Below are 17,314 nucleotides of genomic sequence, written 5' to 3'. Positions count from 1 at the left end.
CAACAGTTAAAAAATTATCTTTGCCTCCTAAAAAAATTCCATCAGATAAGTGGATGACTGAAAAAAATGCCGGCCGTGTATGGAAATTAAACTCGAACAGTCGATTGGATATAAGATCATCAGTGATTGGTTAGGGCAAAAAAATCGTCAACCCTTTTTATTTCAGCAACAAGCCTGGCAGCAAATCATCAACGGTGAAAGTGGTTTGGTAAATGCGCCCACGGGTTGTGGTAAAACTTATTCTGTTTTCCTTGGCTCCGTTATTGATTTTATCAATCGGCATCCTGCCGATTATAAAACGAGAGCAAAAAATAATCTTCAGCTTCTCTGGATTACTCCTTTACGGGCATTAGCCAAAGATATCGGCCGTGCCATGGAAGAAGTAATTGACGAATTGGGCATGAGTTGGAAAGTCGGCATCAGAAATGGCGACACAGATACCAGTGAAAGACAAAAGCAAAAACGACAGATGCCGGAGGTGTTGATCATTACACCGGAAAGCCTTCACCTGTTGCTGGCGCAACAAGGTTATCCTGAAGTTTTTCGCTCATTAAAAATTATTGCCGTTGATGAATGGCACGAACTACTGGGAAGTAAAAGGGGCGTACAGGTAGAGCTGGCCGTATCGAGAATTGTGAATAGTCAGGGAGCAATTTGCAATGAGCAATTTGCAACGGACAATTTGCAATATGCAACGGACAATAAGCAATTGACAACTGGCGGCAGTCAATTGCAAATTGCAAATTGCCAATTGTCGATTTGGGGAATCAGCGCCACCATCGGAAACCTGGAAGAAGCCAAAGAAGTATTATTGTTTCCTTTAAAAAAACAGGGAATCATCATTCGTGCGGCAATAAAAAAAAGAATCGAAATAGAGTCGATCATCCCCGATGAAATTGAAAAATACCCATGGGCAGGTCATTTAGGCATTAAGCTGGTGCATAAAGTAATTCCCATCATTGAGCAAAGCAAAACGACACTCATTTTCATAAATACAAGAGGTATGAGTGAAACCTGGTATCAAAAAATTTTAGACGCTTGTCCTGACCTTGCCGGTTCTATTGCCTTGCATCATGGATCTATTGAAATGGAACTGCGGCAATGGGTAGAAGAAAATTTGCACAGCGGTAATCTGAAGGCTGTAGTCTGTACGGCAAGCCTTGACCTGGGGGTTGACTTTCGCCCGGTAGAAACGGTGATACAGGTAGGTTCACCGAAAGGAGTAGCCCGTTTTTTACAACGTGCCGGACGAAGCGGGCACAGCCCGGATGCAATCAGCAAAATCTATTTCCTGCCAACTCATTCATTGGAACTTGTAGAAGCGGCCGCATTGAAACGTGCTATCAGTGAGGACCTGATCGAGAGCCGTCAGCCGATGTTATTGTGTTTTGATGTCCTGATCCAATACCTGAATACGTTAGCGATCTCAGATGGTTTTGATCCTGATACAATTTTTGCCGAAATAATAGCAACACATTGTTATAAGGAAATTCAACGCACAGAATGGGAGCAGCTGCTTCATTTTATCACGGCCGGGGGAAATGCATTACAGCAATATGACGAATTCAGGAAGATAGAGATACAAAACGACCTTTATAAAATCACCAGCCGGAAAATAGCGATGCGACATCGCCTGCATATTGGCACCATTGTCAGTGAAGCGATGATGAAAGTAAAATTTTTAAGCGGCGGATTTATTGGCGTTATCGAAGAATGGTTTATCTCACGCCTGCAACCAGGAGATGTCTTTACTCTTGCAGGAAGAAATCTCGAGTTTGCGATGATAAAGGATATGACGGCGATCGTGAGAAAAAGCAATGCTAAAAAATCCATTGTACCCAGCTGGCAAGGCGGACGTATGCCGCTGAGTGCGAACCTGGGAAAGAAATTGAGGGAGCAGTTGACAGAGGCAGGAAGTCAAAAGTCAGCAGTCAAAAGTGAAAAAGTAGTGGAGCTGAAAGTATTGCAGCCTTTGTTTGAACTGCAGGAAAAACTATCGCATGTACCCAACGCCAATGAACTATTGATCGAACACATAGAGACTAAGGATGGATTTCATCTTTTTGTGTACCCGTTTGAAGGAAGGCTGGTTCATGAAGCAATGGCAGCCATATTAGCCTGGCGCATCAGCCGCATCACTCCTATTACGTTTTCGTTTGCCATGAATGACTACGGATTTGAATTGTTGAGTGACCAGCCGATACCTGTTGACGATTCAAATGTGTACGAACTTTTTTCACCGGACAACTTGCTTGCCGATATCCAACGCAGTGTGAATGCTACAGAGATGGCCCGGCGAAAATTCCGCGATATAGCCGTTATTGGCGGATTGATTTTCCAGGGACTACCAGGTGAAAAAATAAAGGCGAGACACCTGCAGGCATCGGCATCTCTCCTGTTTAATGTTTTTAGTGAATATGAACCGGGCAATTTGCTCTTACGCCAGGCTTACCAGGAGGTGTTTGACCAGCAAATGGAAGAAGTAAGGTTAAGGGATATGTTGCAGCGGATTCAAGCATCAAACATCGTTGTCACTTTTCCTGAACGACTGACACCGTTTTGCTTTCCTATCAAAGTCGATAGTATGCGGGAAGATCTTTCTTCTGAAAAGCTGGAAGACCGGGTTAGAAGAATGCAGGCGCAGTTGGAGAGTTGAGTTGATAGTTGGCAGTTGACGGATTAGTCAATGGTCAGAATTTTATCTGTATAATGCTGTGTTGTCGTTCTTATCTCTTTTGAGACTCCGGAAATGTAAAAGTAGAACGCTGATAACACTGATTATTATGATTTATTAAGATAAAATCAGCGAAATCCGATAGCTATCGGATCATCATTATCTTACCATATCTGCGCCTCCCTGCCGACAGGCAAGTTTGATTCTAAAAAATTTAAACAGCTTCTTAGATTTGCAAACCTTATGGCCAGTTTGTTATCACATATTATTGGCGATGATCATTTAATTCTTAGCAGCGAACGAACTTTATTTTGGGAGGATGAAAGAACGCTGATTATCGCTGATCTCCACGTAGGCAAAACGGGACATTTTCGTAAAGCCGGCATTGGCGTGCCCGCAGGAGTTTACAAAGACGATCTACACCGGCTGCTGGCGCAAATACTTTTTTTTAAAGCAGAACGGCTGATCATCGTAGGCGATCTCACGCATAGCATAGCCAACAGGGAAATGGACCTGTTCAGGAAATGGCGAAAAGATTTTTCGTCCATGGAAGTGCACCTGGCAAAAGGCAATCATGACATCCTCGACAACCGCTGGTACGAAGAAGCTGATATTGTTGTGCATAATGAGCCCTATTCTGTCAATAATTTTTTATTTGTACATGATATAGTGAAACCAAGACTAAAGCTGCAAGCAGGCAAATACGTTTTCTCAGGACATGTACATCCCGGTATTACACTAAATGGACGAGGAAAACAATCGTTGCGTTTTCCCTGTTTTTATTTTGGCGAAAAATATAGCATTTTGCCTGCTTTCAGCAAGTTTACCGGAACCTACCGGGTAGCGCCCCAAAAAGGAGAAAAAGTATTTGCAATTGTCGAAAAAGACCTTGTGCCGATGCCGGAAAAATAAACTTTCTGCTATTTTTTCCGAAGCTGGTTATAATCCAAAAAGTATACAAACCGCAGCGTTGCTTCATTGCCGTGTTTTAAACCAAAGGTTTGACCGAGATTAGATATATACCTTTTATACCGGGCGCCATCTACGTATTCATTTTCACCAAGCCAGTTTTTAAATCCAAGAATCAACCGGCTGCCGTAACGAAAATCCCAGGTTAAAAATGCGTCTGTGTTAATGAAATTTATATTGTCATGTGCACTTAGGTCGGAAGCTGCCACCGGGTAACCTTTTGCATCCAGCCTGGCAATTCTTTTAATATCTACCTTGCTCCAGTAATGCCGTGCCCTTAGGGTTAAATTGATACGAGGTGTAAAATTGTAAATGCCCGAGAGAATCGAGGTCACATCTTTGAAATCAACGAAAGCAACTCTTGCCCTGTTCAAATTATCCCGGCCCGCATCAATTATATAGTCTGTTTCTGTTTCATAGCGGTGTGACAATTCTAATGAAAGCTTATTACTAAAGCGGTAACGAACACCACCTTCCAGGACATAATATTCTTTCTCCGGGTTTTTGAAAAAGTCGGCTATCAGGAAATTATAGTTTACAAATAAACGTTTGCGGCTATCTGTGCTTCCAATCAGTGATAACGATCCTATTTGCGGCCGGCGTGCATAGGTATCAAACGGCGATCCTATCACAAAATAGTCATGCTGATCCGGGAGGTATGTAGCAATAAGCGATACATCCCAGAAATTTTTGAGATACCAAAAACCCCGTGCCTGCAACTGTAATGAAGAAAACTTGTCGGGCTTATACAGTCGCTGGTAATCTGCAATGATGCTATATTGATAGCTCAAAAATTTATTAGTTGGTGTTAACTGTTTGTAGCTAAAAGTGGCCGCGTTGATATGTTGATTCGCTGTCTGAAGGTAACCAAGGTCCGTAGGGTCATATTGAAGAGAACGGATTGTATTTTGTGCATAAAACTGGACCTTACCACTCACCTTTCCTAATCGCAAAGAAGTATTATATCCGTCGTAAGATTCGTGATCGAAAATTTTACTATAATGACCATAACCCTGAATATTGAAAATATTTTTCTTATCGTATAAACTAAAGTCGAGTCCGGTAACATTTGCATCCTTGTTTGCGCCACTGCGCATCACGTTGGTGTTGGTAAAGGTGACGTATGACCTTCCTTTTAATGCCTGGTCAAGTACCAGGATATTATAATTAGTAAGGGCTTCTGTTTGTATTTTTTCCTTTTCACCATTGCTTTTACTACGCAGGGTCGCATACATGGGAGCCTGGATGGCATTTAAGAATCCGATGCCCAGTTTCGAAGGCGTTCTTCCCGAAAACTTTACGGCATTATACAACTGGGAACGACCCGGATTTTTTATGATCTCGATATCAGGATCACCTTTTGCTAACTGCTCGACATCATAATAACCTGATGGCGTAGCCCCTATCCGTCTTGAATAAAACAATCCTGATTTATTGAATATATCTGTTCCTTCGGTAAAAAAGGGACGGTATTCTTCAAACTTCACCTCATAAGGTGTAAGATTATTGACCACGTTATCAGAAATCACCTGGCCGAAATCCGGGATCAGTGTCGCATCTAACGTGAAGCTTTCATTGATGCCGTACTTAACATCCATGCCTCCGCTACGCAGCCATTCTGTCCTGTATCCGTTTGTCTCAGGAGTGCTGCGAACACCAGTGGATAAATAAGGTGAGAAACTCAGGCGCAACGGGGGTTTGATATCTACCAGGTTTTTCAGCACCCCAAACTGGTTCACAAATCCATTTACATTTGGATCAACAGCGTTCCAAAATGTTTTTTCATTATTCCGCCGAACCGACCTTCCGAACTGCAAGCCCCAGTCCTGTACATTCGTATTGGCGAAGCGTAAAGAAATATAGGGGATCTTCATTTCTACCACCCAACCATCTGCCTTTATAGCAACTTTGCTGTCCCAAACCGCATCCCAGGTTTTATCACCATACTCACCATATTCAAGAGGAAGACCAGGCGATATTCTTGCATCGGACTGAACGTTGGATGAGCTCACTAAGAATTCAAAGCCGTTCTGATCATCATTGTACGTATCAAAAAAAACAGCGAAATAATCCAGATCTTTAAACTGCTCCTCATCACGGGCGGTTATTTGTTTACGGATCAGGGAAGGATTGTCATAAAGATGTGCCCCGATATAAATTGCGGTATTGTCATACACCACCCTGACCTCTGTTTTTTGGGTGGCAGGGAATCCGTAATCAGGAAAATTTTGTACAAAGCCGTTAGCAATGGGAGCTTCTTTCCAGGCCAAATCATCTAAGTTGCCATCAATCTTTGGACTAGCGGCAGTTTTAATGGCGGATAATGTCTTTTCTTGTGAGTAAGAAAAAACACTAACCATTAACAATAGGGTCAAACAGATCGATCTTTGCAGCAGCATACGTTCAGTTGCCAACAAATATAACCGACCGGCCTGATGACTAAAAGCTTCCCCGAAAAAAAACGCAAAAAATGGGTGAAAACACACAAACCAACCTTAATTCACCTTTTTCTTTAGGGAAATGACCTGCTCCTGCAAATCGCTTACAATATTGGCCAATTGTCCCATATCCCAGCGCTGCTGCTGATTAGCTTTCGATATTACCATCTGTGCCTGCCACATTTCGAGGATATCTTCTGTTTTGACCGTATATGGATGATAGACTGGATTATCGCTAACGAGGGTCACTTTTTCTTTGGAACGCCCATTTTTTTGAATTCTTTTATATACGATGCCCTCATGCCTTGAGACAACGATACAGGCACTGTCATTTTTTAACTCATCTAATTTGTCAACCTTTTCACCTACAATCACTGAACCGCTCGGTGTCGGCAACATGGAATCGCCGATGATTTCAAAAGCCCGATAGTTTCCACCAGACAACATTGGCAGGGTGAATGTATTTAGTTCATCCACAAATTCCGGATCTGCATAGCCAGCGAGGTAGCCAGCTGCTGCTTTAACGGGAACAAAGGGTATATCGGGCCTGCCTGTCGCTAACTTCATGGCCCGCCTTTTCGCCAGGTAGTTGCTTTTATTATCGCTGAGGTCCTTTCGCAGAATTTCGTCAAGCGTCAGTTTAAAGATATCACACACTACTTCCAACACATCAATACGGGGTTCTGCCCTTTCTTCTTCATAGGCTCCCAATAATGATCGTTTAATTCTAAGTTTATTGGCAAATTCTTCCTGGGTCCAGCCACGAAGTTTGCGCAGGTACTTCAAATTCTGGTTAGCTAATGCCATGATGCACTAATTTATTTAGTTGCAAAATACTAATTTATTTAGATTGTCAAAATCCTTTTTTCAATTTGCTGTTTGGACATGCCGAAAAAAACAAACATTTTTGCTGCGCATATGGCAACCAAAAAAAAATCATCCAATAAAAAATCGAAAGCCTTATCGCCCAAACGTCTTGCCGTTGCTAAGGAAAAACCAGTTATTCTTATTACCAATGATGACGGAGTAAGTGCTCCCGGTATAATGAACCTGGTGGAAGCGGTGAAGGACCTGGGCAAAATTGTGGTTGTAGCACCTGACAAGCCTCAGTCAGGAATGGGGCATGCGATAACAATTGGTCAACCACTGCGATTGCATAAAGTAAACACCTTTGGCGATATCGAAGCATGGTCCTGCACCGGCACACCGGTTGATTGTGTTAAGCTGGCGGTTGACAAAGTACTTCATCGTAAACCTGACTTGTGCCTGAGCGGTATTAATCATGGCGCTAATCATAGCATCAACGTGATATATTCCGGAACGATGTCCGCTGCTGTAGAAGCTGCTATTGAAAGCATCCCTTCCGCTGGTTTTTCCCTGCTTGATTACAATATTGAAGCTGATTTTACCGGCGCCCGTAAATATGCAAGAATAGTAGTGGAAAAAATGCTGGAGACAAAACTGAACAAGCATACGGTTTTAAATGTCAACTTCCCCTCTATACCTGAGGAGTTGCTAAAAGGCATAAAGATCTGCCGCCAGGCTTATGCGAAATACGAGGAAGATTTTATTGAAAGACAAGACCCGCACGGCCGCATGTATTATTGGCTGACCGGTGAGTTTGTAAATTTTGACAAAGGAAAAGATACGGATGTATGGGCCCTGGCCAATAACTATGTAAGCCTTGTTCCCGTGCAGTTTGATATGACTCACTACGAATTAAAATCCCAATTGGAAAAACTCTGGAAATGATTTTTAAAAAAGACAACCTGAAGCTCGGTTTAGTTCTCGGATTGATTGGCCCTTTGCTTGGATTAATTGTGATCTATTTTATAAAATTTTCAGCTACTTCCTTTGGAGATTTTATTGATGAATTTTTTCACAATAATAAACTGATCACTTCTATCGGCTCGTTATCGCTATTAGCAAATGTTGTGTTGTTTACCATTTATGTCAATACACATAGAGATAGCACGGCCAGGGGAATTTTTATCATCACGCTTGTGTACGGTATCGCTATCCTGGTGTTGAAATTATTCAACCTGTGATGATGTCATCGATCCGGCAGTAACATCTTCCTATCTTTAACTATCGATTTGGTCATTTTTTAAATTTCCCTCCAGGGATGAAGTACTACATTATCGCAGGCGAAGCATCGGGTGATCTGCATGGCAGTAATCTTATCAAAGAACTCACGAAGCTGGACCCCGCGGCCAATATCCGTTGCTGGGGTGGCGATAAAATGCAGGAAGCCGGCGGGGAATTGGTAAAACATTATCGTGATCTTGCCTTCATGGGCTTTACCGAAGTGCTGATGAACCTGCGAACTATTTTTCGCAACCTGGCTTTTTGTAAAGATGATATCCTTGCATACAAACCTGATACACTTATCCTCATTGACTACCCCGGTTTTAATTTGCGCATTGCCCGCTGGGCCAGGGAACAGGGCCTCAGGATCATTTATTATATCAGTCCCCAGGTATGGGCCTGGAAGGAAGGCAGGGTGAAGATGATGAAAGAATGCATTGATAAAATGCTGGTTATTCTCCCTTTTGAAAAAGACTATTTTAAAAGCAAATGGAATTGGGAAGTAGAGTATGTCGGGCACCCATTGGTGGAAGTGATCGAAGGTGAGAAGTCAAAAGTGAAAAGTGAAAGGTTATCGGAAAAGGAGATTATAGCCTTGCTGCCCGGTAGCCGCAAACAGGAAATTTTGAAAAAATTACCGGTCATGCTGGAAGTGAGTAAATCATTCCCCAACTATCAATTTATCGTTGCCAAAGCTCCGGGGGTAGAAGAAAATTTTTATGATGACCTGCTCAAACCATTTGCCAACGTTTCTTATGTATCCAACCAGACCTATAATTTATTAATGCAATCAAAAGCCGCCCTTGTCACCTCGGGTACGGCCACCCTTGAAACGGCTTTATTCGGTGTACCCGAGGTGGTATGTTATAAAGGATCTCCTATTTCTTACCAAATAGCCAGGCGGGTGATAAAGGTTAAATACATTTCTCTGGTAAATCTGATCATGGATAAACTGGTGGTAAAGGAGTTGATACAAGAGAACCTGACAGTTGAAAATTTACAAAAGGAACTGACAGAGCTACTGACCGATGAGGAGCGAAAAGAGCAATTGCGACAGGATTATGCAACATTAAAGCAGTTGCTGAGCCAGGGAGGTCATGCTTCTTCAAAGGCAGCGCAATCCATTGTGAGCTTTCTAAATCAGTCCTGATGTATGCAATAAATGGAAACGTATCAATTAGATAGAATTCTTGGTTGGCTGACTTCAGCAATCGGGTTTAATAAAAATCCTGAGAGAAAATACTTTTACGATAAGAAAGAAAAACTGTTTTTTAATTTGGGTCTTAAAACAGGCAAATACTTTGAATGGACAAATCAAATCCCTTTATCTACAACAGACAGCGATATAATTCAAAGTAAAATAAATCAACTCTCCCATGACAGGAATAACTTTTTGGAAATTTGTAGATCGGATAAGGAATTCAATGTTTTACCTATCGGCCAAGCTAAGTCAATAAAAGAATATAGCGATAAGGAAAAGAACTGGAATCTTTTGATGGCAGAAGTTGAAACCTTCTTGAAGGAACATAACATTGACGTACATGCAACAAGACTCATTGAATAACTTGCTGCACACCAGCGTGGGCCACGCTTCTTCAAAGGCAGCGCAATCCATTGTGAGCTTTCTAAATCAGTCCTGATACCAGCTAAAAAAAGAAGCCCTGGAAGAATCCGGGGCCGTTCAATTGAGAAAACTAAAACTGCTGCTATAAGAGAAGAATTTTCAGGACAAAGATTTAAGGTTAATTAGTTCCGATTACCACACAAAGAAAGGCATCAAATGGCCCTACAAAAAACACAGACTTAGCCAATGGCCATTTTTCCTTGATGAACAGTTGAAATCCGGGCATGAATTGGAAGAATGAATCGGAATTTTGGCATTAATCCTGCACAAGCCTTCTGAAACCTGCTGTATCATTTAAAATAAAGCGTATGGAATCGTTCAAAGAATTAATCAATGCGGAAAAACCGGTGCTTGTTGACTTTTATGCGGATTGGTGCGGACCTTGCAAGGCCATGAGCCCGGTAATACAGGAAGTAGCCCGAACCACGCAAGGACAAGCGAGAGTTATAAAAGTAGACATTGACAAAAGTGTAGAGGCGGCCCAGGCTTACCAGGTGCAAGCCGTGCCTACCTTTATTATTTTTAAAAAGGGAAATATTGTTTGGCGCCACTCAGGCATGATTGATAAAAATACGCTGGTGAATGTGCTGCGACAAAACGCCTGACGAGCCAAAAGCCCTGACTTATTTTCTCAACAACTTAATGGCCAAAATGATCAGGCAAAGAATAAAGATCATCAGGCTGATGCGATTGATACCATGCATATAACCGATCCACTTACTTTTGGGCCGGTTTGGATCTTTCTTTTTTAAGTATAAGTATTCTGCTATTTGCGACCAGACTCCCATTTTACAGTTATTGTTTACAAAATTAGAACAGATTGGAACGTCATTGAGATCATTTTTTGATGCTGTTATGTAACCAGTGCTATGACATTATGCATAGCTCTGCGAAACTTGTCCTAGGCGAAACCGAAGGATTTCGCAGCATTACTATATCGCCTGTGGCGATTACCTGAATCTTAAAATGCTGTTAGCATCTGTTAAAATAAAAAATCTATCTCCATCATTCCCTTTCCTGTTTCATGGTCAGCAGCACTACTATACAGATAATGTGATGGCTCTGTAACTAATCCGGCCCTTACACGAAAAATGATTTTTAATACCATGCCAATTTACATGGCCGTCAATTGATATACCCTCCCTTTTACAGTGTTGAATGATAACAGGTATTCATTACCATTCTTTGCAGACTTTACACCAATGCCTTTGACCATAACCGGCACCGCCGTCCTAATCACACATTTACCACCATTGAGAGAGGTTATAGCAGCACTGGTGAACTGGTGATCTTTCCATTGTATGTTAACTTCAAAAGCTCCTCTTGCTTTTAATCCTTTTACTATTCCCTCTTTCCAGACCGAGGGCAGCGCAGGCAATAAATGAATTTCATTCAAATGGCTTTGTAAAAGCAATTCAGCCATTCCTGCTATACCAGCAAAGTTTCCATCAATCTGGAACGGAGGATGTGCATCGAAAAAGTTAGGATAGGTGCCGCCACCACGTGAGTAATTCGTATTGCCATCACCTGTTATGCGTAACAACTCTCTTATTAAACGATAGGCGTGATCGCCATCCAGCAACCTGGCCCACCAGTTTATTTTCCACCCTTTACTCCAGCCTGTACCTTCATCACCTCTTAGCTCCAATGTTTTTTTGGCAGCATTGAAAAAGTCAGGCGTTTGCTTAATGGATAGCTGCCTGCCGGGATGCAGGCCAAACAAATGCGATACATGTCTGTGTAATGGTTCGGTTTCTTCAAAATCTTTATACCATTCCTGCAACTGTCCTTTACTGCCAATTTGTAGGGGATAAAGTTTATTTCTTTTTTCAATCAGCGTTTTTTTGAATGCAGCATCAATGCCCAATACTTCAGATGCTTCAATCAGGTTGGTAAACAGATCCCAGATGATGGACATATCCATCGTAGTAGCGACAGACACACTCTGAGCTTCTCCATTTTTATCTTTGAATTTGTTTTCGGGCGAAGTGGAGGGGGCTGTAACAAGATACCCGTTTTTATCTTCCACCAACCAGTCCAGGGTAAAGAGTGCGGCTTGCTTCATAAGGGGATAGGCTTTTGTAGCAAGAAAGTTTTTATCCCCGGTAAAAGCATAATGCTCCCACAAATGCTGGCAAAGCCAGTTGGCTCCCATGTACCAGTTGGCCCATACCGGATCACCTGCGCCAATATCTCCCACAGGATTGGAAGTGCACCATATTTCTGAATTATGATGTGCCACCCATCCCCGGGCATTATAAAATTCCTTCGCCGTATTAGTGCCTGTTGCAGATAAATTTTTAATCCAGTTCAGCAGCGGCAGATGCATTTCAGAAAGATTGGTGGTCTCTGCCGGCCAATAATTCATTTGCGTATTGATGTTGATGGTATAATTGGAGCTCCACGGGGCTCTTAATTCTTTATTCCAGATTCCCTGCAAATTGGCCGGCGGGCCACCCGGCCTTGAAGAGGCGATTAGCAAATAACGACCAAACTGAAAGTATAATGTTTCTAAACCCGGGTCATATGCTCCGTTGGAATATGCTTGTAAACGTCCATCCGAGGGGAGGTTATTGTTTCTGTTAGCTTCGGATGTATCTTTCAAAGTAAATGAAACCCGGTTAAAATATTTTTGATAATCTGCCAAATGCGACCTCAATAAAGCAGCATATGATTTCTTAACAGCATTATTGATAATAGCGGCAGCATTAGCTTTTTCATTTTTTCCTTCGCTATCAGGGCATTTGTCAAAGCCATTAAAACTGGTAGCGGCAGCTACAAATAATAGCACTTCTGTTGCATTGCGTACATACATACCCGACGTATCTGCTGTAACCTTTCCATCATTTGAAATAGCTTTAATGCGGTATTGAAACCGCATACCATTGCACCCACTTGTGTCTTCATACACCACATGCTCCCTGTCCTTTGGGTTATAATAACTGGGATCCACATGGGCCGGTGCTTTACCACTTACCAGCAATTCATTGCTGCCATTGCCAACGAGCTGATAACGCAACTGGCTTTTGGCAGAGACGTCAAAATTCAAAGCGTTTTTACGGTTGGCCGTAATACGTATCAGCATAATATTACCAGGTGAGGAAGTAAATATTTCCCGTTTATACTCTATCCCATTTATAGTAAACCGTGTTGTGGCAATGGCCTGCTGCAAGTTCAGATCCCGGTAGTAAGCAGTAGGCGCCGCCCCGTGAAAGTTTTGCTTGATAATGATATCTCCAAGGGGCATATAGGACTCCGTATATAAACCCTGCATTTTTTTGGTAAGGAGGTTAGCCTTTGTATAGTCTTCATCTTTTAACAATGCCTCTCTTATTTGCGGCAGGTATTCATGCGCTTCGGGATTAATACCTCTTTTTACAGGCCCTCCGCTATAAAGGGTGCTTTCATTAAGTTGTATCAGCTCTTCTTCTATCCCGCCAAACACCATTCCTCCAATATGGCCATTACCAACTGGCAAAGCCTCTACCCATTGGGTGGCCGGTTTGTTGTACCAAAGCTTTAAAGAAGATTGCGCACAAATTGTGGAGGGGTTAGCCAAAAAAATAACCAGAATAGTAATGCCCGTACATTTTATTTCAACAAATTTTTTTAATGCTTTCATATTAAGTCTGCTATTTTAAAATCTAATTTACTGCTGCAGAATGGCCTGCCTTTTGATTTTTTTTATTGCCTGGCAAAGGAATGCAATTTATAACAAGTGTATGACGCATAAATTTAAAAAAGGTGATCATGTCACCTGGAATTCTGAAGCCGGTCATGTATCGGGCACTATTATAAAAGTTCATATCAAAGATTTCAACTATAAAGGTTATACCCATCATGCCACAAAAGACGATCCGCAATATGAAATAAAAAGTGATAAAACTGATCACATAACTGCGCATAAAGGATCGGCTTTGACAAAGCTGAGTTTTTATTGACAGATTCTTATAAAGTTTACTGCTGGTACACTTTATAAACTATTGCAATTTCATTAGGAATAGTTGCGGGTTTAGTGATTTTTAGAAATTCAGCGGTCTGCTTCCAATTTACTTTCTCTTTGCTGCCAAGCAATTCAATCTTTGCTATTTTGTTTTGCGCATTCGAAGCGCCCAGGTTCTTTATGACAATATCGTCAGCGGGAATTCCCATAAGGGTCATATACAATATTTTCCCTTTTTTATTGAATCGTATGTCTTTCGATGTAAACTTTATTTTTCCTTCATTAAAACCCTGTGCATTGATAGGGTTGACAGCGTCTGCGGCAGGTCCTTCACCAAATACTTTCCATGGACGGGTATTAAAGATGCTCTCCTTATTGATGTCCATCCATGCAGCTATTCCTTCCAAAACGTCTATTTCTTTTTCATCAATGCTACCATCACCTTTAACGGGAATATTCAACAAAAGATTTCCATTTTTACTTACTATATCCACCAATGAGTGTATCACATCCTTTGCAGATCGATACCGGTTATTTTCATAAACAGCGTTGTTATAATGCCATTCGCCGATACATGAGCAGGTCTGCCATGGCAAGGTTTGAATTTTATCGGGAGCACCGCGTTCTACATCCCATACCAAACAATCCTTTTGGTCTTCAGTAAGAATTTTACCAAACAAAACGGCGTTTAACCTTCCTTTATTTTTAGTCATATTACTATTGTAGAAGTGAGCAGCAATTCTCAACCCTGCATCACTTACGGGATACAGTGGAAGGCCTGTATCATCAAAGTATAGCAGATCGGGATGAAATTGGTTGATCATATCTATTGTACGATTGTAGAATTTTTCGCAATACTCCTGTGAAGGCATTGCAGCGCCGTTACTCCAATTCCACTGACTATGGATGTTGTCAATATTTTTACTTCCTTCACTCAATGGATGGTTTTGGGCATAAAGATCCTGTGGGTCCATACCTTCCCACCATGTTCCCTTTCCATCAGTTGCAGTAAGCTTGCCGTCATAAGGAATCCCGATATGTTCTCCACTCGTGTCGGACTGTTGTGAAGTTTCAAACCAGGACCAGGCATGTGCCGCATGCACACTTAATCCAAAAGGAAGATGATTATTTTTTGCCGCTTTAGCCCAGCCGGCGAGAATATCTTTTTTGGGCCCGACCTTTACTGTATTCCATTGCTGATATTTACTATTCCACATATCTACATTATCATGATGGTTGGCCATTGCAAAAAAATATTGTGCCCCTGCTCTCTTATATAATGCAACCAGTTTTTCAGGATCCCATTTTTCAGCTTTCCAACTATTGAACACTTCTTTAAATCCGGCTTTGGATGGATGCCCATAATGTTCTGCATGCCATTTATACTGCCTGCTGCCCTGCCGATACATAAAGCGGCCATACCAATCCCCCTGTCCCGGCTGGCATTGAGGTCCCCAATGTGCCCATATGCCAAATTTGGCATTGCGAAACCACTCCGGCGTTTCATATTGCTTCAACGATTCCCATGTTGGTTGAAACTTACCAGCAGCAATTGTTTCATTCTTGTCTGGCCGCACTGGTACAGGATAGCTGTTCTGGGCCATCATCGAATGCTGAAGTAAAACTGAGACAATCGATAGTTTTATAATTTTCATGATAGATCGATTTTTGCTTGTCATTTTATTCACATTTTTAAAATTAATCTGTTCTGAATGAAGTAGCATGCATTCCTTGCTAAAGCTGATGAAACGAATATGCACAGTAAAAAAGATTGTAGAAAAAGACTTCTTAATTAAAAAATTGCCCCTATTGAAATAGGGGCACGATTGTCTGCATACTAACTGCTTATAAGAGAAACTTTTTTTAATACTTCGGATTTTGAACAAGTACCGGTGCGCTACGATCTATTTCCGTTTGAGGAATAGGCCAAAAATCATACTTGTCTTCCTATTTCGTTTTATAGTTGGAACCGATTAGTGAGTGATAGACGTGTATCACTTTTCGCCGCCCACATCTAACAAACACCGGGTACAAATTAGCCCCCACTAGTTCAACTGTAACTTTCCATTTATTTAATGGCCGGAATGGGCGCCCAATAATATGTATGATTTGCATCGCTGGGTTGATTTGCCAGGCTCACTTCTGATGCATCTCTTACTGAATTGGCCTTTTGCACTGTTTCTGTTCTTATCAGGTCAAACCACCTTATCCCGCATTCGGCTGCAAATTCCCATCCCCTTTCTGCTATTACGGAATCTCTAAAAGCTGTTTGAGATAATCCGGGTAACAAGGGGAGTATTCCGGCTCTTTGTCTTACCTGGTTTATAGCATCATAGGCGCTGGCATCAGGAGTAGACGACATAGCTTTTGCTTCCGCATACGTCAGCAATACTTCTGAATAACGGAGAATGAATGTGGTTGCACTGCTCCACCAGTCATTGGCCTTATGTATTGACCAGTCGTAGCTATGGTCATCGCGGTATTTAAGAAAGTAAGGATGTTTTTGTAATGTTCCCTGCCAGGTGACTACATTATTGGGATCATTCTTTACATAATAATCCTTTTGATAGGTGGCGTCTTTTCTTGGTCCGGCAGGAAATTTATTATAGAATGAAATTTCCCCGAACCCATCATCCCATCCTCCTTCTTCATAATCCGGAGCAAAAGGATTAGGCGCCATCATATTCCCATTTTCCCAGTTCCATGCAGGCACATCATTGTTAAAGTAACAGGCAAAAACTGCCTCATTATTATATTTGTTTCCAATCTTCCATATATCAGCATAATTCGTCACCAGGTTATACCCCCAGGTTGCTTTGCCATCGATCACTTCTTTTGCTTTTGCCGCCGCTATTGCATACTTATCCGTTTGTTTAAGTGGCCAACCTGCCATCGTCAGGTAGACATTGGCTAGCAGCGCCTTTGCAGAACCTTTTGTTGGCAGAACATCAACACCATTTTGTCTCCTCACTCCATCCCAATGATCCGGCAGCATGGTTTCCGCCTTTTGTAAATCGGCCACGATCAGATTGTATAGATCTTCAACCTTAGCATTGGGCCTGTTATCATCAACAGTGGGTTCTGTAGGCATGGGCACTTCACCCCAGGTTCTTGTTAAATAGAAATAGCTAATGGCACGCATAAAATAAGCCTGTCCGGCAGCATTATTTCTTTGCTCTTCTGTTGCCTCTGTTGCGTTCGTATAATTTTGAATAAGTGCATTCGCAGATTTGATGGTTGCATAAAAATAATTCCACCAGTTATTCATCCTGCCATTGGATGAGTTAGCATTAAAAATATCAAAGTCAGAAAACTCTATTTTATTTCCTGCTCTTTTTGAGGTAATGTCATCAGCCCCATAAAATGCACCTCCCAGCTGATTAAAAGCCCCGTTAAACTGCAGGGCCAGTGCCGCTGACGCCATTTCGAGATCCCTGGATGTCTTATAAAAGCTTACAGGTGTTATACTTCCTTTCGGTGTTTCCTCCAGGAAGCTTTTGCTGCACGACATGGCAAATATTGCCAGTGTCAGCCAACCCAAATAATATTTATTCGTTCTTTTCATTTGTATATTTTTT

The 17,314-nt window shown here is 41.8% G+C and carries 14 protein-coding genes; 8 read left to right on the top strand and 6 right to left on the bottom strand.

Annotation, left to right across the window (positions count from 1 at the left end; genetic code table 11):
• Positions 1-79 precede the first annotated feature (79 nt).
• Both P2W73_RS06260 and pdeM read left to right on the top strand, forming a co-directional pair.
• Positions 80-2,656 carry a ligase-associated DNA damage response DEXH box helicase gene (locus tag P2W73_RS06260; protein ID WP_276501147.1) on the top strand — a complete coding sequence of 859 codons (2,577 nt, stop codon included), beginning with the start codon at positions 80-82 and terminating at the stop codon, positions 2,654-2,656.
• A 261-nt stretch (positions 2,657-2,917) separates the two neighbouring features.
• Positions 2,918-3,586 carry a ligase-associated DNA damage response endonuclease PdeM gene (pdeM, locus tag P2W73_RS06255; RefSeq protein ID WP_276501146.1) on the top strand — a complete coding sequence of 223 codons (669 nt, stop codon included), beginning with the start codon at positions 2,918-2,920 and terminating at the stop codon, positions 3,584-3,586.
• 8 nt (positions 3,587-3,594) lie between these two features.
• Here pdeM and P2W73_RS06250 read toward each other — a convergent pair whose 3' ends face one another.
• Together P2W73_RS06250 and P2W73_RS06245 are read right to left on the bottom strand one after the other, a co-directional pair.
• Positions 3,595-6,018 (bottom strand): DUF5916 domain-containing protein, encoded by a 2,424-nt coding sequence (locus P2W73_RS06250; RefSeq protein ID WP_276501145.1) that lies wholly within the window; start codon positions 6,016-6,018, stop codon positions 3,595-3,597.
• A 120-nt stretch (positions 6,019-6,138) separates the two neighbouring features.
• Positions 6,139-6,888 (bottom strand): XRE family transcriptional regulator, encoded by a 750-nt coding sequence (locus P2W73_RS06245; protein ID WP_276501144.1) that lies wholly within the window; start codon positions 6,886-6,888, stop codon positions 6,139-6,141.
• 111 nt (positions 6,889-6,999) lie between these two features.
• Here P2W73_RS06245 and surE point away from each other — a divergent pair, with 111 nt between their 5' ends.
• From surE to trxA, 5 genes are all read left to right on the top strand, one after another.
• Positions 7,000-7,833 carry a 5'/3'-nucleotidase SurE gene (gene surE, locus P2W73_RS06240; protein ID WP_276501143.1) on the top strand — a complete coding sequence of 278 codons (834 nt, stop codon included), beginning with the start codon at positions 7,000-7,002 and terminating at the stop codon, positions 7,831-7,833.
• Complete coding sequence (locus tag P2W73_RS06235) at positions 7,830-8,129, top strand: hypothetical protein (RefSeq protein WP_276501142.1); 300 nt, start codon at positions 7,830-7,832, stop codon at positions 8,127-8,129. The genes surE and P2W73_RS06235 overlap by 4 nt, the downstream gene beginning before the upstream one ends.
• 77 nt (positions 8,130-8,206) lie before the next feature.
• Positions 8,207-9,319, top strand: a complete 1,113-nt coding sequence (gene lpxB, locus P2W73_RS06230) for a lipid-A-disaccharide synthase (protein ID WP_276501141.1) — start codon at positions 8,207-8,209, stop codon at positions 9,317-9,319.
• A 12-nt stretch (positions 9,320-9,331) separates the two neighbouring features.
• Positions 9,332-9,733 carry a hypothetical protein gene (locus P2W73_RS06225; RefSeq protein ID WP_276501140.1) on the top strand — a complete coding sequence of 134 codons (402 nt, stop codon included), beginning with the start codon at positions 9,332-9,334 and terminating at the stop codon, positions 9,731-9,733.
• 368 nt (positions 9,734-10,101) lie between these two features.
• Positions 10,102-10,398 carry a thioredoxin gene (gene trxA / locus P2W73_RS06220; protein ID WP_276501139.1) on the top strand — a complete coding sequence of 99 codons (297 nt, stop codon included), beginning with the start codon at positions 10,102-10,104 and terminating at the stop codon, positions 10,396-10,398.
• 18 nt (positions 10,399-10,416) lie between these two features.
• Here trxA and P2W73_RS06215 read toward each other — a convergent pair whose 3' ends face one another.
• A complete protein-coding gene (locus P2W73_RS06215) occupies positions 10,417-10,581 on the bottom strand; it encodes a DUF6728 family protein (protein WP_276501138.1) in 165 nt (54 codons plus the stop codon).
• 326 nt (positions 10,582-10,907) lie between these two features.
• Positions 10,908-13,415, bottom strand: a complete 2,508-nt coding sequence (locus tag P2W73_RS06210; RefSeq protein ID WP_276501137.1) for a glycoside hydrolase family 95 protein — start codon at positions 13,413-13,415, stop codon at positions 10,908-10,910.
• A 100-nt stretch (positions 13,416-13,515) separates the two neighbouring features.
• On the opposite strand from P2W73_RS06210, the gene P2W73_RS06205 reads away from it, so the two are divergent.
• On the top strand, positions 13,516-13,734 hold the full coding sequence (locus P2W73_RS06205; RefSeq protein WP_276501136.1) for a hypervirulence associated TUDOR domain-containing protein: 219 nt from the start codon (positions 13,516-13,518) through the stop codon (positions 13,732-13,734).
• Positions 13,735-13,750: 16 nt separating this feature from the next.
• Here the strand turns inward: P2W73_RS06205 and P2W73_RS06200 are convergent, their stop codons facing one another.
• Together P2W73_RS06200 and P2W73_RS06195 are read right to left on the bottom strand one after the other, a co-directional pair.
• Positions 13,751-15,391 carry an alpha-L-fucosidase gene (locus P2W73_RS06200; protein ID WP_276501135.1) on the bottom strand — a complete coding sequence of 547 codons (1,641 nt, stop codon included), beginning with the start codon at positions 15,389-15,391 and terminating at the stop codon, positions 13,751-13,753.
• 413 nt (positions 15,392-15,804) lie between these two features.
• Complete coding sequence (locus P2W73_RS06195; RefSeq protein ID WP_276501134.1) at positions 15,805-17,301, bottom strand: RagB/SusD family nutrient uptake outer membrane protein; 1,497 nt, start codon at positions 17,299-17,301, stop codon at positions 15,805-15,807.
• Between the last annotated feature and the right edge of the window lie 13 nt (positions 17,302-17,314).

The organism is Terrimonas pollutisoli (assembly GCF_029360765.1).
Taxonomy (GTDB): domain Bacteria; phylum Bacteroidota; class Bacteroidia; order Chitinophagales; family Chitinophagaceae; genus Terrimonas_B; species Terrimonas_B pollutisoli.
Note: the sequence above shows the minus strand (reverse complement) of the source record. Positions and strands in the feature narration are given on the sequence as shown.